Annotated in this window: 20 protein-coding genes; 6 read left to right on the top strand and 14 right to left on the bottom strand. The window is 66.3% G+C overall.

All coding sequences use genetic code 11. The features are described 5' to 3' along the window. The 5 genes from Q4C89_RS03465 to hisB form a co-directional block, all read right to left on the bottom strand. The coding region (locus tag Q4C89_RS03465; protein WP_303101213.1) for an FAD-binding oxidoreductase at positions 1 to 787 on the bottom strand (787 nt) is incomplete at its 3' end. A gap of 122 nt (positions 788 to 909) precedes the next feature. Beyond that, the gene (locus tag Q4C89_RS03460; RefSeq protein ID WP_303101212.1) at positions 910 to 1,686 is read right to left on the bottom strand and encodes a 50S ribosomal protein L25/general stress protein Ctc; all 777 of its coding nucleotides are present in this window, start codon (positions 1,684 to 1,686) and stop codon (positions 910 to 912) included. 141 nt (positions 1,687 to 1,827) lie between these two features. Then, positions 1,828 to 2,487: an imidazole glycerol phosphate synthase subunit HisH gene (gene hisH / locus Q4C89_RS03455; protein WP_303101211.1), complete on the bottom strand. Its 660-nt coding sequence runs from the start codon at positions 2,485 to 2,487 to the stop codon at positions 1,828 to 1,830. Beyond that, complete coding sequence (locus Q4C89_RS03450; RefSeq protein ID WP_303101210.1) at positions 2,484 to 3,314, bottom strand: hypothetical protein; 831 nt, start codon at positions 3,312 to 3,314, stop codon at positions 2,484 to 2,486. The genes hisH and Q4C89_RS03450 overlap by 4 nt, the downstream gene beginning before the upstream one ends. A gap of 77 nt (positions 3,315 to 3,391) precedes the next feature. Continuing rightward, positions 3,392 to 3,979, bottom strand: a complete 588-nt coding sequence (gene hisB, locus Q4C89_RS03445; protein ID WP_303101209.1) for an imidazoleglycerol-phosphate dehydratase HisB — start codon at positions 3,977 to 3,979, stop codon at positions 3,392 to 3,394. A 138-nt stretch (positions 3,980 to 4,117) separates the two neighbouring features. Here hisB and ddrA point away from each other — a divergent pair, with 138 nt between their 5' ends. Then, positions 4,118 to 4,720: a single-stranded DNA-binding protein DdrA gene (gene ddrA / locus Q4C89_RS03440; RefSeq protein WP_303101208.1), complete on the top strand. Its 603-nt coding sequence runs from the start codon at positions 4,118 to 4,120 to the stop codon at positions 4,718 to 4,720. Continuing rightward, entirely contained in the window at positions 4,717 to 4,893 is a 177-nt protein-coding gene (locus tag Q4C89_RS03435) for a hypothetical protein (protein WP_303101207.1), read from the top strand. Before ddrA ends, Q4C89_RS03435 begins: the two co-directional genes overlap by 4 nt. A gap of 131 nt (positions 4,894 to 5,024) precedes the next feature. Here the strand turns inward: Q4C89_RS03435 and Q4C89_RS03430 are convergent, their stop codons facing one another. Then, complete coding sequence (locus Q4C89_RS03430) at positions 5,025 to 5,924, bottom strand: ATP-dependent helicase C-terminal domain-containing protein (protein WP_303101243.1); 900 nt, start codon at positions 5,922 to 5,924, stop codon at positions 5,025 to 5,027. Beyond that, positions 5,825 to 7,519 carry an ATP-dependent helicase HrpB gene (gene hrpB / locus Q4C89_RS03425; RefSeq protein ID WP_303101206.1) on the bottom strand — a complete coding sequence of 565 codons (1,695 nt, stop codon included), beginning with the start codon at positions 7,517 to 7,519 and terminating at the stop codon, positions 5,825 to 5,827. Before hrpB ends, Q4C89_RS03430 begins: the two co-directional genes overlap by 100 nt. A gap of 196 nt (positions 7,520 to 7,715) precedes the next feature. Between hrpB and Q4C89_RS03420 the strand changes: the two genes are divergently transcribed. Continuing rightward, the gene (locus Q4C89_RS03420) at positions 7,716 to 8,864 is read left to right on the top strand and encodes a glycosyltransferase family 4 protein (RefSeq protein WP_303101205.1); all 1,149 of its coding nucleotides are present in this window, start codon (positions 7,716 to 7,718) and stop codon (positions 8,862 to 8,864) included. Positions 8,865 to 9,002: 138 nt separating this feature from the next. Here Q4C89_RS03420 and Q4C89_RS03415 read toward each other — a convergent pair whose 3' ends face one another. The 3 genes from Q4C89_RS03415 to pyrE all read right to left on the bottom strand — a co-directional run bounded on the left by Q4C89_RS03415 (position 9,003) and on the right by pyrE (position 10,720). After that, complete coding sequence (locus tag Q4C89_RS03415; RefSeq protein ID WP_303101204.1) at positions 9,003 to 9,722, bottom strand: hypothetical protein; 720 nt, start codon at positions 9,720 to 9,722, stop codon at positions 9,003 to 9,005. A gap of 99 nt (positions 9,723 to 9,821) precedes the next feature. Beyond that, complete coding sequence (locus Q4C89_RS03410) at positions 9,822 to 10,133, bottom strand: antibiotic biosynthesis monooxygenase (RefSeq protein WP_303101203.1); 312 nt, start codon at positions 10,131 to 10,133, stop codon at positions 9,822 to 9,824. A gap of 2 nt (positions 10,134 to 10,135) precedes the next feature. After that, a complete protein-coding gene (gene pyrE, locus Q4C89_RS03405) occupies positions 10,136 to 10,720 on the bottom strand; it encodes an orotate phosphoribosyltransferase (RefSeq protein ID WP_303101202.1) in 585 nt (194 codons plus the stop codon). A 56-nt stretch (positions 10,721 to 10,776) separates the two neighbouring features. Here pyrE and Q4C89_RS03400 point away from each other — a divergent pair, with 56 nt between their 5' ends. Beyond that, positions 10,777 to 11,511, top strand: coding sequence for a ribonuclease HI (locus Q4C89_RS03400; protein WP_303101201.1), 735 nt, complete (start codon positions 10,777 to 10,779; stop codon positions 11,509 to 11,511). A gap of 118 nt (positions 11,512 to 11,629) precedes the next feature. Next, complete coding sequence (locus Q4C89_RS03395; protein ID WP_303101200.1) at positions 11,630 to 12,472, top strand: PIG-L deacetylase family protein; 843 nt, start codon at positions 11,630 to 11,632, stop codon at positions 12,470 to 12,472. A gap of 193 nt (positions 12,473 to 12,665) precedes the next feature. On the opposite strand, the gene Q4C89_RS03390 is transcribed toward Q4C89_RS03395, so the two are convergent. The 4 genes from Q4C89_RS03390 to Q4C89_RS03375 all read right to left on the bottom strand — a co-directional run bounded on the left by Q4C89_RS03390 (position 12,666) and on the right by Q4C89_RS03375 (position 15,848). Then, positions 12,666 to 14,030 carry a glutamine synthetase family protein gene (locus Q4C89_RS03390; protein ID WP_303101199.1) on the bottom strand — a complete coding sequence of 455 codons (1,365 nt, stop codon included), beginning with the start codon at positions 14,028 to 14,030 and terminating at the stop codon, positions 12,666 to 12,668. Positions 14,031 to 14,116: 86 nt separating this feature from the next. Next, the gene (locus Q4C89_RS03385) at positions 14,117 to 14,515 is read right to left on the bottom strand and encodes a barstar family protein (RefSeq protein WP_303101198.1); all 399 of its coding nucleotides are present in this window, start codon (positions 14,513 to 14,515) and stop codon (positions 14,117 to 14,119) included. After that, on the bottom strand, positions 14,512 to 14,964 hold the full coding sequence (locus tag Q4C89_RS03380) for a ribonuclease domain-containing protein (RefSeq protein ID WP_303101197.1): 453 nt from the start codon (positions 14,962 to 14,964) through the stop codon (positions 14,512 to 14,514). The genes Q4C89_RS03385 and Q4C89_RS03380 overlap by 4 nt, the downstream gene beginning before the upstream one ends. A 56-nt stretch (positions 14,965 to 15,020) precedes the next feature. After that, positions 15,021 to 15,848 (bottom strand): undecaprenyl-diphosphate phosphatase, encoded by an 828-nt coding sequence (locus Q4C89_RS03375; protein ID WP_303101196.1) that lies wholly within the window; start codon positions 15,846 to 15,848, stop codon positions 15,021 to 15,023. A gap of 68 nt (positions 15,849 to 15,916) precedes the next feature. On the opposite strand from Q4C89_RS03375, the gene Q4C89_RS03370 reads away from it, so the two are divergent. Further along, a complete protein-coding gene (locus tag Q4C89_RS03370; protein WP_303101195.1) occupies positions 15,917 to 16,726 on the top strand; it encodes an aminoglycoside phosphotransferase family protein in 810 nt (269 codons plus the stop codon). Positions 16,727 to 16,817: the final 91 nt, after the last annotated feature.

Below are 16,817 nucleotides of genomic sequence, written 5' to 3'. Positions count from 1 at the left end.
GCAGCGGCTCGCTCGCCAGGGCATAACTGTTTTTGAGGGACGCCAGCCGCCGCCCTAGAAACTGCTCGGCCTCGTACCCGCTGGCGATGATGGCGTGCTGTGACTGCACCTTCGGCCCCCGGTCGGTGTGGGCCACGAAGCCGCCGCGCTCCTCGTCGAGCCGCGTGACCACGGTGCGGTCGAAAATCTGTGCGCCGCGTGCCCGCGAACGCCACAGCAGATGCTGGGCCAGGCGGTAGGGGTCCACCTCGCCGCCCTGCTTGCTCAGCAGCGCCGCCGGAGCGCTGATGCCGAAGTGCGATTTCAGGTCGCGGCTGTCCAGCCACTCCACCTCGAACCCGGCGCGGGTGCGGGCGGCGTGTTCCTCGCGCAGCATTCGGGCGTCGCGGCGGCTGGAGGCGTAGTAGAGGCTGCCGCGCTGCTGAAACCCGCAGTCGTCGGGCAGGTCGGCGCACAGGCGGCCCACCAGGTCTATCGCCTCGTGGCACAGCCAGTAGGCCCGCTCCGCCTTCTCCTGCCCAATCATGGGAATCAGTTCGTGCAGGTTCGTATCGATTTCGTATTGCAGCAGCGCCGTGCTGACGCTGGTGCTGCCGAAAGCCGCGTCCCGGCGGTCGAGCGCCACCACGCTCAGCCCCGCCGCCGAAAGGGTGTCTATCAGCAGCGCCCCGGTAATTCCTGCGCCGATCACCAGCACATCGGCTTCGAGGTCGGCGCTCAGCGGCGGATAGGTGTGCATCAGGCCGCTGTTCAGGGGCCAAAACGGAGTGCCAGTGCGTAAGTCCACAGGAGCGACTCTAATGCAGCCGGAGGAGAGCGCAGCGGCAAACTCAAGGAGAGAATAACGACCCCCACCAAACGAAACCCGCGCCCCTCACCATGGAGAGACGCGGGCGCGAGTGCAGAGGCTTAGTTGTTTTCCTGACCGCTCTCGCTGCGGATTTCTTCGGCCTTGTGGTTGTCCTTGTCGAGGTTGCGGCCTTCGGTGCCTTCCTTGGGCGCGTCCTCTTCGGTAGCAGCGGCGGTTTCGGCCTTGGCTTCTTCCACGCTGGCATCGCCTTCCAGAACGGCTTCGGCGGCTTCTTCGGACAGTTCGCCGCTGGCGACCATGCCAGCGACCTGGGCCGCCTGGGTCTCGGCTTCCAGTTCCTCAGCGGTGAGGCGGGGAGGCAGCACGCTGATGATGGTCAGTTCGGGGTCGACGGCCAGGGTGCAGCCGTTGGGCAGCTTGACGTCGCCGGCGGTCACGTGGTCACCGATGTTCAGCTTGGTCACGTCCACCACGAGTTCCTGGGGAATGCGGCGGGGGCCGGGGGCCACGATGCTCAGGTTGTGAACCACGATGTCCACCAGACCACCCTGGATTTCGCCCTGGCTGCGGCCCGTGGTGTGGACGGGCACGGCGACTTCGATGGGTTCGCCGTAGGTCACCATGTAGAAGTCCACGTGGATGGGGGTGCGCTTGCGCTTGTCCATCTGCACGGTCTTGACCAGCGCGGGGAAGGTTTCGCCGCCTTCGACGGTGATGTCGAAGAGGCCCGTGGTGCTCTGCTGACGGAAGGCGCGGTCAAAGGCCTTGCGGTCCAGGGCGAAGGAAACGTTCTTTTCCTTGTTGTAGGCGACGGCGGCAATCATGCCCTCGTCGAGCTTTTGCTTGGGGGTGCGGGGTTTGGCAGTCAGTTCCATAGTGGCGGTGTCTCCTTGCAATTTCGCCGTCTGCCCTTTTTGCGCCACGCATCGGAATCAGGCTCCGGGGCTGCGTCCCCTTGAGCGTGTCCGGGGGCGGGGGCAGACGTGCAACCGTGACAGTGTAGCAGATGGCCGCCCCTACAGGGAACCACCCCGCGCCGCCTCCTGCCGGAAATTTTCCAGTAGCGCCAGCCCCACCGCGCCGCTTTTTTCGGGGTGAAACTGTGCGGCGTGAATGTTCTCCCGACTGAGGGCCGACCAGAACGGCACGCCGTAGTCCGTCACTGCGCCGTGTTCGATGTCTGTGTCCAGCGGCACGTAGTACGAATGCACGAAATAGGCATAGGCGTCCGGCCCCAGCCCGCGCAGCAGCGGCGAGTCGCCCCGGGCCTGGAGGGCGTTCCAGCCCATCTGCGGGACTTTGTGGCCCGGCGCGGGGACAAACTTCTTGACCTGTCCGGCGATGAGGCCCAGCCCCGGCACGCCCGGCGCTTCTTCCGAGCCGTCAAAGAGCATCTGCATGCCCACGCAGATGCCCAGGAGCGGCACCCCGGCGCGGGCGGCGTCCATGACCGGAGCGTGAAAGCCGCCCTGGTCGAAGGTTTCCATCACCTGCCGGAAGTGCCCCTGCCCCGGCACCACCAGCGCGCCAGCGTGCGGGACGTCGGCAGCGTGACTGGTGACGCGCACGGTCATTCCGGCGCGTTCCAGGGCGCGGGCGGCGCTGCGAACATTGCCCGCGCCGTAGTCGAGCAGGAGGACTTCAGGGGCAGAAGCAGGAGCAGAGGTGGCGCTCATCGTCCCTTAGCGTACTTCTCCAGTGTGGCGGCTGTCGTGCCCGTGGGCCGCAAAGTTTCACCTGTCCAGACGAAGGTGAGGTCACGGCGGACAGAGTTGGCGGGTTGCTGGTCAAAGGCCAGGCCCGCCCCGCACATGCCGTCCACAGGTTTATAGGTGTCTAGACTCGCCAGCACCGTCAGGTCGGGCACGCGGTCGGCGTTGCGGTCACGGTCATCCCAGTCAAGGGTTTCGTATTGCCAGCGCCCGGCGCATTGTTGCGAACCCTTTCCGAAAAAGTCGCGGAATTCAAGCAGCGGAAACAGCGCCACCGTTTCCACCTTCAGCTTGCCGCCCGTCCACGACGCAATTTTCAGGGTGTTTCCCATCGGCTCGTTTCTGGCGTTCTCGCCCAGGCACGCAGCGGCCTGGGTGCCGCCCGCACGCGGGTAGGTCAGGCACTTAGAGGGCAGAAAGCCCGGTACGAGGCTGACGGGCTGCCACTGCCCGCGCACCTGCCGCAGCAGCACCGTTTCGCCCGAGCAGCTTTCGGTTTCGGTGCAGAATGTCGCCAGCAGTTCCTTTTGCCCCGGTGTGGTGAACGACCCGGACAGGACGCTGGTCAGCAGGAGCATCGTCTTCGGGCTGCGAATCTCGGAACTTGGGCGGCCTTCGTAGACCGTCTGCTTGCAGCCATTCAGCCGTCCCAAATCGGCCTTCCCACTGCACACGGCGCGGATGATGGCGTCGGTTTCGGCGGCGCGGGGCACACGGGTTTCACTGGGGCCGGACAGGGCACCCGCTGTAGCGGAAGAGGCGAGGAGGGCGAGCAGCAAACGGGTGCGCATGGCTGCACAATGACAGCGTGTTGCTGACGGACGGTGAGAGATGAGGCCGCCTTCGCCCCCTTGACGGCGGCAACGCTTTACAGGCTTCCCTTCGTACTCGGCATGGCGTCCGAAGTTATCGCCACCGCGTCGCGCAGTGCCCGCGCCAGGGCTTTGATGATGGCTTCGATGACGTGATGGGCTTCGCGGCCTGCCAGCAGGCGCACATGCAGCGTGACCCCGCCGTGGTTGCAAAAGCCGCGCAGAAATTCGCGCATGTGGTAGTGGGTCATGCCGCCCGCGTCGCCGTACACGTCCAGCCGCTCGGGGTGAAATTCGAGGTGGGCGCGGCCCGACAGATCCACCACCACATGCGCCAAAGTTTCGTCCATCGGCACGAAGGCCGACCCGTAGCGCTCGATGCCTTTGCGGTCGCCCAGTGCGGCGGTCAGCGCCTGCCCCAGCGTAATTCCGGTGTCTTCGATCAGGTGGTGCGGCTCGATGTGCAGGTCGCCCGTGCCGCTCACGCTCAGGCCCAGGCGACTGTGGCGGGACAGAGCGTCGAGCATGTGGTCAAAGAAGCCGTGCCCGGTGGCGGGGGCGTCGTACCGGGATGAATCGAGGTCGAGGCGCACGGTGATGTCGGTCTCCTGGGTCTTTCGGGTGATGGTGGCGGCGCGGGACATGCCAGAAGTCTAGGTCCAGGCGGGCCGAAAGCGAATGAATGGCAAGCATCTGTATGGCCTTCCGCCATCTGCCATCAGCCCTCTACCCCATGCTCATTATGTCTTGACCGTAAAAAGATTCTGTTATAAACTAAACCCATGAAGCTGAGCGATGTCCAGAAACGACTCCAAGCCCCGTTTCCCGCTCACATGGTGAGTTGGAAACCCGCCTCTTTCAACGCCGAGCGCACCCGCGCCATGCTGCTGGCCCACGTGGACGCTCGCGCCGTGCAGGACCGCCTGGACGCCATTTGCCCCGACGACTGGCGCTTTGAGATGGAAGTGGTACAGGGCGCGGCGACCCCCACCATCAAGGGCCGCCTGACCGTGCTGGGCGTGACCCGCGAGGACATGGGCGAAGCCTCCGAAGGCTGCTCGGCTCCCTACAAGGCCGCTGCCAGCGACGCCCTCAAGCGGTGCGCCGTGCAGTTCGGCATCGGGCGCTACCTGTACGACCTGCCCCGGCACTGGGTGGACTGGGACGACGCCCGCCGCGCCCCGCTGCACATGCCCGACCTGCCCGAATGGGCGCGGCCCGACCACGAGCGCAGCCCCGGCGGAGCGCACCTCGTGCAGGCGATGGAGCAACTGCGCTACGAACTCCCCGAAGACCTGGACTTGCAGCGCGAGGTCTACAAGCACCTCAAGGCCGCGCTGGGCAGCATTCACCCCGTGACCAACAACCCTGGGCGGGCCGCATGATTCGTAGTTGGCCCACCCGCCCCGCGCCCACGCTGAGCCGCCCCCTACCGGAGGCTTCCGCGCCCGCTCGGGTGTCGGCCCGGCAGCTCCCCAGCGCGTCCGACCTGGGCTGGGGCATGGTCAATCTGGCGTTGCTGACGCTATTGGCGGGGGTGGCGGTACGGTTTTTCTAGAGCATCTGTCATAAGAAGAGTTGGTCTGCGTACCCCCCCTCCCCTTGCTTCGCAAGGCCCTCCCCCACAAGGGTGGAGGGTCAAAAAAAGCCTTCCGTCATCAAGTCCGGGAGGCTTTTTTGCATCAACTATCAACCCAGGCGCTTTTTGACCAGCTTGGTCGGCTCGTGGGTCCAGGGGTCGTCGGGCCAGGGGTGCTTGGGGTAGCGCCCGCGCAGGTCTTTACGAACCTCGAAATAGGACGAATTCCAGAACGAGCGCAGGTCTTGCGTGACCTGAACGGGGCGGCCCGCAGGCGACAGCAGATGCAGCAGCACGCTCACTCGGCCCCCGTTGACGGTGGGCGTGTCAGCCAGCCCGAAGAGTTCCTGCAACTTGACCGCCAGAATCGGCGCTTCGCCGGGGCGGTACTCCAGCCGCACGCGGGAGCCGCTGGGCACGGTGAGGTGCGTGGGCGCGAGGTCGTCCAGTTCGCGGGTCAGGTTCCAGGGCAGCAAGGCTTGCAACGCGGGCAGCAGGTCAAGGCGGGCGAGGTCGTCACGGGTGCGAACGCGGCTCAGGCCGTCGGGCAGCCAGTCTTCCAAGTTATCTAGCAGCGCCTTGTCAGAGAGGTCGGGCCAGTCTTCGCCGCGCCACTCGCGCACAGACTGCACGCGGGCGCGGAAGGCTGAGGCGGCGGGCGAAAAGTTGAGCAGGTGGATTCCCTCGGCGCGGATGGCGTCGGCTACGGCCCGCACCTTGAGTTCGGCGGGAAAGACCTTCAGCGGGCGGGTGTCCAGTACCAACGCTCCTAGCCGTAGCTCCTGCGCCGCCAGCAGCGTGCCTGTGCGGGCGTCCCAGCGCACAGTGTCCTGCCACGCGGCCTTTTCCCGCAGCACGGCAGGGTCAAGCGGAGCCGCCAGCAGGATGCGCCCCTCCGCCTGACTCACGTTCAGGTGTGCCACCGCCAGCGCAGGAGCGCCCGCCAGCGCGTCCCCTTCGGGCAGGGCGGCCCCCTGTCCACCCACCAGCAGAAAGCGGCCCCGCGCCATGCCGGACGCGGCGGGGCGGGCGAGGGCGAGGCGTTCGGGGTAGGCGAGGGCGAGGAGGTCGCCCACGGCTGTTGAGGGTTGATGGTTGATGGATTGGGGGCTTTTTCCCTCTCCCCTTGCGGGGGAGGGCGTTGCGAAGCAACGGGAGGGGGGTTTTCACTTGCCCCCTTCAGCACCCGCCGCCACTGTCCCGCCAACCGCTCCACCCGCTCCAGCACCGCCATTTCCGCATTCACCTTCGCGCCCTCGCGCCAGCGCCGCAGCACCTCTACGCGCCCGGTGAGGTCGGCCCCTGTGCCGCTCGGCAGCGGGTCGCGTTCTTCCAGTAGGGCCGCCACGTCTGCCGCCAGCGCCGCATCCTCGGCCTGCGAAAGCAGATGCGCCAGCCTCGGATGGGTCGGGAAGTCCAGCAAACGCCGTCCAGCGGGGGTGATTCGGCCCTCTCCGTCCAGCGCGTCCAGTTGCCGCAAGAGCGTGCGGGCGGTCTGGATGCGGGCAGCAGGTGGCGCGTCCAGCCAGGGGAGGTCGGCGGGGTCGTTCGCGCCCCAGCCGGCCAGTTCCAGCGTCAGCGGCGCGAGGTCGGCGGTCAGGATTTCGGGCGGCTGCGCGGCGGGCAGAAGGGCTTGCGTGCGCTCCGACCACAGGCGGTAGCACACGCCCGCCGAAGTGCGCCCCGCCCGCCCTGCACGCTGGGTGGCGGCGTCCTGGGTCACGCGGGTCGTGACCATGCGCGAGAGGCCCGTGGCGGGGTCGAACTGCTGGGTGCGGCTCTGCCCACCGTCTACCACGACCTTCACGCCCTGAATGGTGAGCGAGGTTTCGGCAATAGAAGTCGCCAGCACCACTTTGCGCTGTCCTTGCGGGTCGGGCAGCAGGGCGCGGCGCTGTTCGGAGAGGGGGAGGTCGCCGTAGAGGGGGAGAACCGTTACCCCCTCACCCCTTGCTTCGCAAGGCCCTCTCCCCCCAGGAGCGAGGGTCGTTAAAACATTCCGAATCTCACGCACCCCAGGCAAAAACGCCAGGATGTCGCCCTCATCCTGCTCCAAAGCGCGGCGGATGGCTCCCGCCACAGCGTCTTCCACGCGGCCTGTGGGGTCGGTGGGCAGGTAGCGGATGTCCACGGGGTAGGCGCGGCCCGCGCTTTCTACCAGCGGCGCACCGAGGCGGGCGGGCAGGTCGGGGTCAAGCGTGGCGGACATCACCAGCACGCGCAGGTCGTCGCGCAGGGCGGCTTGGACTTCCCGCAGCAGCGCCAGCGCAAGGTCAGCGTTCAGGCTGCGCTCGTGGAACTCGTCCAGAATGACCAGCCCCACGCCGCTCAGTTCGGGGTCGCGTTGCAGGCGGCGGGTCAGGATGCCCTCGGTGACGACCTCCAGCCGCGTCTGCGGCCCCACGCGGGACTCGAAGCGCACGCGGGAGCCGATGGTCTGACCCACGCTTTCGCCCAAGGTTTCCGCCAGCCTTGCCGCCACCGCCCGCGCCGCCACCCGCCGAGGTTGCAGCATGATGACGTTTTGCCCTGCCAGCCAGCTTTCCCCGAGCAGCTCCAGCGGCAGCGCGGTGCTTTTGCCTGCGCCGGGGGGGGCTTGCAGCACGACCAGCGGATGCGCGGCGAGGGCCGCCTTCAGTTCGGGAATGACCTCATGAATGGGCAGCGTCAGAACAGGTCTCCGCTTCGTGGAATTCGGCTGGGCGTCGTGGGTATCATGTCAGGAATTTTAACTTGCCCGCCTTCCTGCACCTGGGCGGCGGTTCGGGGCGGCGGGCGGGCCTGCTAGACTTCGCAGAACTGTGCGTATCGGAATCGTGACCGCCACCTATCTGCCCTCCCGCAACGGGGTGGCGACCAGTACGGCCCTCTTTGCCCAGGGTCTTCGTGAGCGGGGCCATGAAGTGCGGCTGTTCGCGCCCCGTCATCCCCAGCAGCGCGAAAACGAGCCGGGCATCTACCGCCTGAATGCGTCGTTTAGGGGGGCGCAGGCGCTTGGCGCTCCGGCGGACTATCCCATGATGCTGGCACCAGGGCCGCTGCTCTCGGCCCGGTTGCCGCTGCGGGGCGTGGACGTGTGGCACACCATGCACCCCTTTCTGGCGGGGCAACTCGCGCTGCGCTGGGCGCGGTTGTCCAAGGCTCCGGTGGTGTACACCGCCCACACCCAGTACGACCAGTACCTGCACTACGCCCCCATTCCGCAGGACATGGGCCGCGCCATGATGCGCCCGCACATCGCCGCCTTTGCTCGGCGCATGGACGCGGTGCTGGCTCCGGGCCGGGCGATGGTGGACATGCTGCGCGAATACGGCTACGGCGGCGAGGTCGAAATCTTCCCCAATCCGGTGAACCTCAGCGCCTTCGCGGGCGTGCAGGGCGGGCCGTTTCGCGCCGAGTACGACTTGCCGCCGGGCGCGCCCCTGGTGGTTTACCTGGGCCGACTCGCGCCCGAAAAGAATCTGGACACCATGCTGGCCGCTTTTGCCCAGGCCCGCGCCCGGCGGCCCGAATTGCGGCTTTTGGTGGTGGGTGACGGCCCCAGCCGCGAGGCAGCCCAGGCGAGTGCGCCGCAGGGCGTGACCTTCACGGGCGGGCTGCCTTACGCCCGCGTGCCGGAGGCGCTGGCCGCCGCCGACGCCTTTATTACCGCCAGCACCAGCGAAGTGCTGCCCATGTCCATGATCGAGGCACTTGCCGCCGGGTCGCCGCTGGTGGCTGCCCGCAGTCCCGCCGCCCTCGACCTGATTGAAGAAGGTCAAAACGGCACAGTGCGCGAGCCGACTGCCGAAGCGCTGGCAGCGGGTCTGCTGGATGTGCTCGCCCCAGAAAATCTGCCCCGAATGCAGGCCGCCGCCCTTTCCTCGGCGGCCCAGTACGACCTGAAAGCGCGGGCGGCGGCACTGGAAGGCGTGTACGAGCGGGTGCTGCTGCGCCGGGGCAAACGCTGAGGGTGGAGGGGTAAGGGTGAAGAGTGGAGGGGTGAGGGGAGACAACAGATTGACAAACTGAGTTTCTATAGGTAGCACGGTGTTCCTATTCTTTTTCCATCATCCATCGGCGCAGCGGAACCATCATCCATCACCCATCTACGGTTTCTCCCACTCCACCACGCGCCGCCCCCGGCGATAGCTGTAGAACTGTCCGATCAGCAAAAACACGTTCATGATGGCCGCCGACAGAATGCGCCCGCACACCCCGTAAAACTTACCCAGCGCCGAATGTTCGCCGTCGGGCGTGACCAGCAGCACCACCAGCAGGGTCAGCACCAGCACCACCGCCGTGATGTTCACCGAGTAGACGTGCTCGCGATAAAAGCCGCGCCACAGCCGATGCCGCGTGGGAATCACATGCCCACTGAGGAGGTCGCTGCGCTCGCCGTGAACGTCCACCAGCACGAAACAGCGGGTATGCGGCGTAATCACGAACTGCTCGGGAGCGTCGAGCAGGCGGTGAATGAACCACTCGGACGTGCTTTGCAGGTCGGTGAGGTAGCGCCCGAAAATGCGGATGCCGACCTCGTTGGCTTCGGGGTGAATGCTGATCAGGCACTCGTTGGGCGCGGGACGGTCTACATCTTCCAGCAAAAAAAGCTGCCCCGACAGCACCCGTGAGCGCAGTTCGGGGTTGAGCCGCGAAATGACGTCCTGCATCCGCGCCGTGAACTCTCCCGTTTCGGTGCGGTGGGGCAAGAAACTGAGCGTGGGGAGGAGCTCGCGCCAGAAGCCTTCTTGCGTCACCACCGCCATGTCACGGGCGTGAACGGTGGTCATCGAACGCAGGAAGGTGGGCGCACTCTGGCGGGTCATGCGGACCCTTATAGCAACTGCCCCCGCGCAGATGCGCCACTTGGCGGATGCGGGCGCGGGGGCAGGGGCTTTAGCGTGTGGGCCATGAGGCCACAGGAGTTATTTGTCGCTGTTCAGGAAAACTTCGTGGACTTCCAGCACGGGACGCCCGGTGAAGGCGTCGTGCGGCAGGCTGCCGCTGCGGGCGTGGCCCTGCTTGAATTCGTCCGATTCCGTCCAGGCGCGAAAAGATGCTTCGTCCTGCCAGTAGGTCAGCACGATGTAGGGGTCGCCGGGCTTGGTGGGCCGCAGCACTTCGTTGCGGATAAAGCCGGGCATTCCGTCTACCAGATGGGCGCGGTTGCGGAAGTTTTCCTCGAACTGGGCGGCAAATTCAGGCTTGACGCCGATGCGGTTCATCACGGTAATCATGGTCAGATCTCCCTCAGGGGACGCTCGGCCAGCCAGTCGGGGACTTCGTGCGCGGCGTAGGTGTCGAAATAGAGTTCCTTGAGGCTCATCAGCGGGTAGCCCGCCAGCGGCCCGGTTTCCTGGCGGCGGTCGATGATGCAGCACAGGCCGATGCAGTTGCCGCCGTGCGCCTCCACCGCCTTGACCGCCCGCAGCAGGCTGCCCCCGGTGGTCAGCACGTCCTCGACAGCGACAAAGGTTTCCCCGGGCCGGATGACGAACGCCTCGCGCAGCTTCATGCCGCCCGAGCCGTCCTTCTCGGCAAAAATGGCCCGCACGTCGGGTAGGTGCTCGGAGAGTTGCCGCGCCACCTCGTAGGCCAGGGTCACGCCGCCCATCGCTGGCCCCACGATGAAGTCGGGTTTCAGTCCCGATTCCAGAATCTTTTCGCTCATGGCTCCGCCCAGCGCCATCAGTGAGCGCGGGTGCTGAAGCAGGGTGGTGGACTGCATAAAATAGGGAGACTGCCGCCCCGAGGCGAGCAGAAAGCGGCCCTCGTGAAAGGCCCCGGCCTGCTTGTAGAGTTCCAGTACGTCAACGTCACTCATACGGTCAGTATCGCACTCCCGCGTCAGTGGGCTGTGTGCCCCCGGAGGTCTTGCCCATGAACCACGCATTCGTAGACGCCAGTTGGCAGGAACAGCCCGACGGCAGCGGGGTGGGCGGCTGGGGGCTGGTGCTGCTGACGCCGGGGCAACTTCCGGCCCGTCACCAGGGCCAACTGGAGGCCCCCGACAACAACGCCGCCGAACTGCGGGCCGTATTGGAAGCGGTGCGGGCGGCCCCGGCAGGCGAGGCGCTGACCGTCCACACCGACAACCAGGCCGTGATTGCCTGTGTCGCCAGAGGCCGGGGGCCAGCACTGCTCTCCGAACTGACCCAGGAAGTGCAGGAAGAAGCCGGGCAGCGCCGGGTGGACTTGCGGGCGGTCTATGCGCCGCGCACCCGCCGCCACATGCTGACCGCCCACAACCTCGCCAACGAAGCGCGCAAAGGGAGCGCCGTCTCTGCCCGGCTTTTGCCACACGCCGACGTGCTCATCGAGCACAAACCCGCCCTGCCCGAAGCCCGCGTCAGCCTGCGCCGCAGCGGAGAGCGGGTGTCGGCCCTGATTCCCCTCGACCCGCTCTCGGAAGTGCCGCCGAGTGCCCAGGCGCTCCTCGCCGCCCTGACGCTGGCCCAGCCCGGTGAGCGGCTGCTCGTGCGCCGCGCCAGCAAGGTGGCCCAGGCCCTGTGGCAACGGCCCGAACGCGCCCTGTTGCCCGCCGCCCACGCCCGGCTGACCCAGGCCCGCGCCCAGGCCGACGCGCAGGGGGTGGAGGTGGAATTTCTGGGCTGATACCGATTCCGATTGAATCCCCCGGTTTGGGGGATGAAATCCGACTGGAATCCGTATGAGGGTGCAAACGTCCGACTGGCCTACATTCAGCGCACGTCGGCGGCGTAGCATACCCGGCGTGTCTTCCCTTTTCTCCGAAGTCCTGCGCCCGACCCTGCTGGCCGTGTTTGCCCATCCCGACGACGAAGCCTTCAGCGTGGGCGGCACCCTGACCCACTACGCCCGTCAGGGGGTGCGGGTGGTGCTGGCCTGCGCGACACGGGGCGAAGCGGGCAAAATCACCGTGCCGGGTATGACGGTAGACGACCTGGGGCAGCAGCGCGAACAGGAACTGCGCGAAGCCTGCCGCGCCCTGGAAATCGAGCCGCCCGTGTTTCTCGACTACCACGATTCGGGCCGTTACGAGCGCACCCGCGTGGGCGACCCGCTGGCGCTGATGAACGTGAACCCGCTGGATGCCGAGGTCAAACTCCGCGCCCTGATTGAAGAGTTGCAGCCGCAAGTGCTGCTCACCTTCGACCCGCACGGCGGCTATGGGCACGTGGACCACCTTCAGATTCACCGGGCGACGACGGCGGCCTTTTTCAGCACCGGGCACCTGCCCTACGGCGGCCCGCAGCGGCTCTACTACACCGCCATGCCGCATCTGGGCGCCGAACAGATTTCGCGCATGGGCCAGAACCTTGACCCGCTGGTCTATGGCGTGTCTGACAGCACGTTTGCTGTCTCGATGGATGTCAGCGCCTACGCGGGCAACAAGAAGGCCGCCCTCGCCGCGCACGGTACCCAGATGGGCGCAACGAGCATCATGGGCCGCATGACCGCCGAAGAACGCGCCGCGATGGAGCAGCGGATGCTGGGGCACGAGCATTTCAGCATCGGTGGCACGCGCACGGCGCTTCGGGAGTACCCGCTGCGTGGGCTGTTCGACGGGGTGCGTGGGGGCGAGGGGCTGGACTGAGGGTGTCGCTGTCGAAGGTCCAACCGCCAGGATCCCCGACTCAGCAGTTAAGTAGATCGAAGTTAATCTTTAGATTAACCGAGCGGAGCGAGTATCGAAAAAGTATGTCGAACCGGGAATGAAGCGTTTTCGGTTCTGTTCCGAAAATGCGAAATGTTAGGTTCGACATGCTTAGACCCTTCGACGTGCGCCCTCACACCAAATCCAGATACCGGTCCAGTTCCCACTGATGAACCGCCGCGCTGTACTCGCGCCACTCGGCCCGCTTGGCGGCGACATAGTTGTCCATCACATGCTCGCCCAGGGCAGCGGCAATCACCTCGTCCTTTTCCAGTTCATCCACCGCTTCGCGCAGGTCGGCAGGCAGTTCCTTGACGCGGTGGTGGCGTTTCTCGCGCACGGTCATCTTGAAGATGTTGCGCTGGATGGCGGGGGGCGGCTCCAATTCGCGCTCGATGCCGTCCAGTCCGGCAGCGAGCATGGCGGCGAGGGCCAGATACGGGTTGCAACTGGGGTCGGGCATCCGCAGTTCGGCGCGGGTGGACGGGCCGCGCTTGGCGGGAATGCGGACTAGCGCCGAGCGGTTGGACGTGCTCCAGGCGATATTGACCGGAGCCTCGAAGCCCGGGACCAGCCGCTTGTAGCTGTTGACCAGCGGATTGGTGATGGCGGTCATCCCCTCGGCGTGGTCGAGCAGCCCGGCGACGAACTGGTGGGCAATGACCGACAGCCCATGCTCCCCCGCCGGGTCGTCGAAGACGTTTTGCCCGTCCCGGAACAGGCTGAGGTGGCAGTGCATCCCGCTGCCGCTGATCCCGGCAATCGGCTTAGGCAAAAAGCTCGCCAGCAGGCCATGTTCCAGGGCGGTGCGCTTGACCACGAATTTGAAGGTGGCGATGCGGTCAGCGGCTTCCAGCGCCGGGGAATAGCGGAAATCGATTTCGTGCTGCCCCGGCGCGACTTCGTGGTGCGAGGCTTCGATTTCAAAGCCCATGCTGACCAGACGGCCCGCGATTTCCCGGCGAATGCGCTCGCCCCGGTCAATGGGCGCGAGGTCGAAATACCCGGCCTTGTCGTGGGTCACGGTGGTGCCTTCACCATTCGGCCCGCGCTCGAACAGGAAGAATTCCGGCTCGGTGCCGACGTACATCTCGAACCCCAGGACAGCGGCCCGCTTGACCTGCTCCTTGAGGACGTGCCTGGGGTCGCCTGCAAACGGCGTGCCGTCGGGCAGAGTCACGTCGCAAATCAGCCGGGCGACCTTGCCGCGCTCGCCTTCTTCGCGTGAAAACTGCGGGTAGACGAGAAAAGTCGAGAGGTCGGGCGAGAGCAGCATGTCCGATTCCTCGACCCGCGTAAACCCCTGCACTGCGCTGCCGTCGAAGGTCACGTCGCCGCTCAGGGCCTTGGCGAACTGGGCACGCGGCACCTCGACATTTTTGGTGTGGCCCAAAATATCGGTAAATTGCAGGCGCAAAAACTTGATGTCGTCATCCTGCAACTGCTGCAAAATGCTTTCACGGCTGGGCTGTGGGCGGGATTGGGCTGACGGGGTCATAGGTTCAGGGTAGAGGGTAAAGCCTTCAGGGAGAAGAAAGGGCCATGAGCCGTGGGTTGTCCCCGCAGCTCATGGCCCGCCGCCGCCTACCAGTGACGGGTGTCGGCGTCCGGTTCCTCGGTCAGCAGCCACAGCATGCGGCCCTGCTCCTGGGCACTTTGCTGGGCGTCGAGCAGCACGCCTTCGAGTTCGGCGGCGAGTCGGCGCTGGCGCTGGCGGAAGGTGTCGTAGTCGCGCAGCACCAGCGCAAAACGGCCCGAAATCTGCTCGGGGTCGGTCAGCACGTCGTACAGTGCGTCCCAGTTGCGCCCGAACGACTGCGTGAGGCCCAGGCCAGACAAGAACGCCAGCATCAGCCCTTCCTTGTCGCGCACCCCGGCCAGAGAAACCTCGCGCACCGCGACCTGATGTCCGGCGGCAAGCATACGAATTTCGTGGGGAGCGGGCTGCACGCCCTGCGGCGCGGCGGCGAACACGTTGATCATGGCCGAATTCTCCTGAAACTGGCGTAGTGGTCGGCGGTGTAGTAGCACTCGGCGGTACTCGTCACCGGCTGTCCCCCGCACACGATACGCCGCGCTCCCCGGTCACTTTCGCCGGGTGTCTTGACGGTGTACTCGCGGTAGTAACCCCGTGCCTGTCGGGGCAAAATCCCTTCACGGTTGCCGAAGGTCACGCCGTCTTTGCTGTAGCGAAACGGCCCGCCCTTAGCAATCAGCGTCAGCATCTGTTGGCCTTCGCGGGGCAGGTCGCTGACATTGACATAGCGCAGCCCGCTTAGGGGGTCGCGGCTGGTGGGCGGCGTGGCAGGGATGCTCTGGGGCGTGGTGCGGCCCGGCGTCTGCTGCCCCTGGGTTTGCTGGGACTGCATCTGGGCCGAGCAGGAGGGCAAAAGCAGCGCAAGCAGCAGCGCGGGAACACGGAGCGCGGTCATGGGCGGCAGTGTAGACCGCGCCGCATGACACGAAACTGATGACGCGGGCCGGTGGCTCACGCCAGCGAACCGTTTTGCATGACGCCCGCCGCCACCAGCGCCAGGATGATGATGCCGACGATGATGCGGTAGATGGCGAAGCCCTTGAAGTTGTTGGTGGACACGAAGCGCAGCAGCCAGCCGATGGCGAGGTAGGCGACCACGAAGCTGGTGACGCTGCCGATCAGCACGTTGGTCAGGCCGATCTCCCCGAAAATCAGGTCGCGGGAGTCGTAAAGGTTTTTGAGGGCCGCGCCCCCGAGGGTCGGCACACCGAGGTAGAAGCTGAATTTGGTGGCGGTCTGGCGGTCGAGGCCCAGAATCATACCGCCCAGAATCGAACTGGCGCTGCGCGAAAAACCGGGCCACAGAAGCGCGAGGCATTGCAGCAGCCCGATCAGGAAGGACTTGGGCACGCCGATTTGCTCAATGTCGGTCACGCTGGGGCGCACGCGGCGCGACTCAATCAGCCACATCAGTACGCCGCCCACGATCAGCGCCCACGCCACCACGCTGGGGCGGAACAGGTTGGCCTTGATGGTGTCTCCGAACAGCAGCCCCAAGATCACGGCGGGGATGGTGGCGACCAGCACGCCCAGCCACAGGTTTTGCTGCGACTTGTCGTGCCCAATGTGCCTGATCTGCAAAAAGTCGCGCCAGTAGTACACCAGCACGCTCAGGATGGCTCCGCCCTGAATCACGACCTCAAAGGCGTCCTTGACCTCCTTGGTCCAGGGCACGCCCATCAGATTGCCGGTCAGAATCAGGTGTCCGGTGGAACTGATGGGTAAAAACTCGGTGATGCCCTCGACCACCCCGTAGACAATCGCGTAAAGCCAATCCATATCCTGCCGAGTGTAGAGCCTGGAGCTAAACGTGAGATGGACCGGGTAGACCAGGGCAGACTGTGCGGGTGTCTCCGACCACCTTTCAGCCCTGGCTGGCCCGCTGGCAATTGCAGTCCGACGGCGACCCCCTGCACACCTACAGCAGCGACCTGTGGCCTGTGCGCTGGCAAGGGCAGGCTGCCATGCTCAAGCTCGCCCGCAGCGAGGAGGAGCGCCGGGGCGCAGCCCAGATGACGTACTGGCGGGGTGAAGGCGCGGCCCGCGTGCTGGAGGTCAGCGAGGACGGCGCGGCGCTGCTGCTGGAGCGGCTGTCCGGCCCCCGTTCGCTGACGGCCCTGGTGCAGACCGGGCAGGACGACGAGGCCAGCCGCATTCTCTGCGCGGCGGTGGCCGAACTGCACCGCCCGCGTCCGCAGCCCCGGCCCGCGCTGGTGCCGCTCCGGGTCTGGTTCCGGGCGCTGTGGGAGGGTGCACGGACCGACCCCCGCCTGCGTCCGGCGGCGGCCCTGGCGCGTGACCTGCTGGACGACCCCCGAGACGTCGTCGTGCTGCACGGCGATATTCACCACGCCAACGTGCTGGACGCCGGGGCGCGGGGCTGGCTCGCCATAGACCCCAAGGGCCTGTGGGGAGAGCGCGGCTACGACTACGCTAATATCCTCTGCAATCCTGACCTGTCGCTGGCCCTGTCCCCCGGACGGCTGGAGCGCCAGCTGGACGTGGTGGCGCGGGCCGCCCGTCTCGACCCGGAGCGGCTGCGGCGCTGGGTCGCGGCCTACACCGGACTGTCGGCGGCGTGGTGGCTGGAAGACGGCGCAGCGGAAGCGGCGGCCCCGGTGCTGGAGCTGCACCGCCGGGTGCTGGCGCTGCTGTAAGAACCTCCGATAAAAAAACCCCTCACGGGGAGGGGCTTTTTTCTGGTGTTTCTGGTGGGCAGTGAGGGATTTGAACCCCCGACCACTCGCT

This window comes from Deinococcus sp. (assembly GCF_030523985.1).
In the GTDB taxonomy this organism is placed as follows: domain Bacteria; phylum Deinococcota; class Deinococci; order Deinococcales; family Deinococcaceae; genus Deinococcus.
This window is presented reverse-complemented; position numbering and strand designations above follow the sequence as displayed.

Excerpts from the sequence above, each read along its gene's own strand:
- Q4C89_RS03460 (WP_303101212.1), bottom strand. The coding sequence starts at position 1,686 with ATGGAACTGACTGCCAAACCCCGCACCCCCAAGCAAAAGCTCGACGAG.
- hisH (WP_303101211.1), bottom strand. The coding sequence starts at position 2,487 with ATGAGCGCCACCTCTGCTCCTGCTTCTGCCCCTGAAGTCCTCCTGCTC.
- Q4C89_RS03450 (WP_303101210.1), bottom strand. The coding sequence starts at position 3,314 with ATGCGCACCCGTTTGCTGCTCGCCCTCCTCGCCTCTTCCGCTACAGCG.
- hisB (WP_303101209.1), bottom strand. The coding sequence starts at position 3,979 with ATGTCCCGCGCCGCCACCATCACCCGAAAGACCCAGGAGACCGACATC.
- ddrA (WP_303101208.1), top strand. The coding sequence starts at position 4,118 with ATGAAGCTGAGCGATGTCCAGAAACGACTCCAAGCCCCGTTTCCCGCT.
- Q4C89_RS03435 (WP_303101207.1), top strand. The coding sequence starts at position 4,717 with ATGATTCGTAGTTGGCCCACCCGCCCCGCGCCCACGCTGAGCCGCCCC.
- Q4C89_RS03430 (WP_303101243.1), bottom strand. The coding sequence starts at position 5,924 with ATGGCGCGGGGCCGCTTTCTGCTGGTGGGTGGACAGGGGGCCGCCCTG.
- Q4C89_RS03415 (WP_303101204.1), bottom strand. The coding sequence starts at position 9,722 with ATGACCCGCCAGAGTGCGCCCACCTTCCTGCGTTCGATGACCACCGTT.
- Q4C89_RS03410 (WP_303101203.1), bottom strand. The coding sequence starts at position 10,133 with ATGATTACCGTGATGAACCGCATCGGCGTCAAGCCTGAATTTGCCGCC.
- pyrE (WP_303101202.1), bottom strand. The coding sequence starts at position 10,720 with ATGAGTGACGTTGACGTACTGGAACTCTACAAGCAGGCCGGGGCCTTT.
- Q4C89_RS03400 (WP_303101201.1), top strand. The coding sequence starts at position 10,777 with ATGAACCACGCATTCGTAGACGCCAGTTGGCAGGAACAGCCCGACGGC.
- Q4C89_RS03390 (WP_303101199.1), bottom strand. The coding sequence starts at position 14,030 with ATGACCCCGTCAGCCCAATCCCGCCCACAGCCCAGCCGTGAAAGCATT.
- Q4C89_RS03385 (WP_303101198.1), bottom strand. The coding sequence starts at position 14,515 with ATGATCAACGTGTTCGCCGCCGCGCCGCAGGGCGTGCAGCCCGCTCCC.
- Q4C89_RS03380 (WP_303101197.1), bottom strand. The coding sequence starts at position 14,964 with ATGACCGCGCTCCGTGTTCCCGCGCTGCTGCTTGCGCTGCTTTTGCCC.
- Q4C89_RS03375 (WP_303101196.1), bottom strand. The coding sequence starts at position 15,848 with ATGGATTGGCTTTACGCGATTGTCTACGGGGTGGTCGAGGGCATCACC.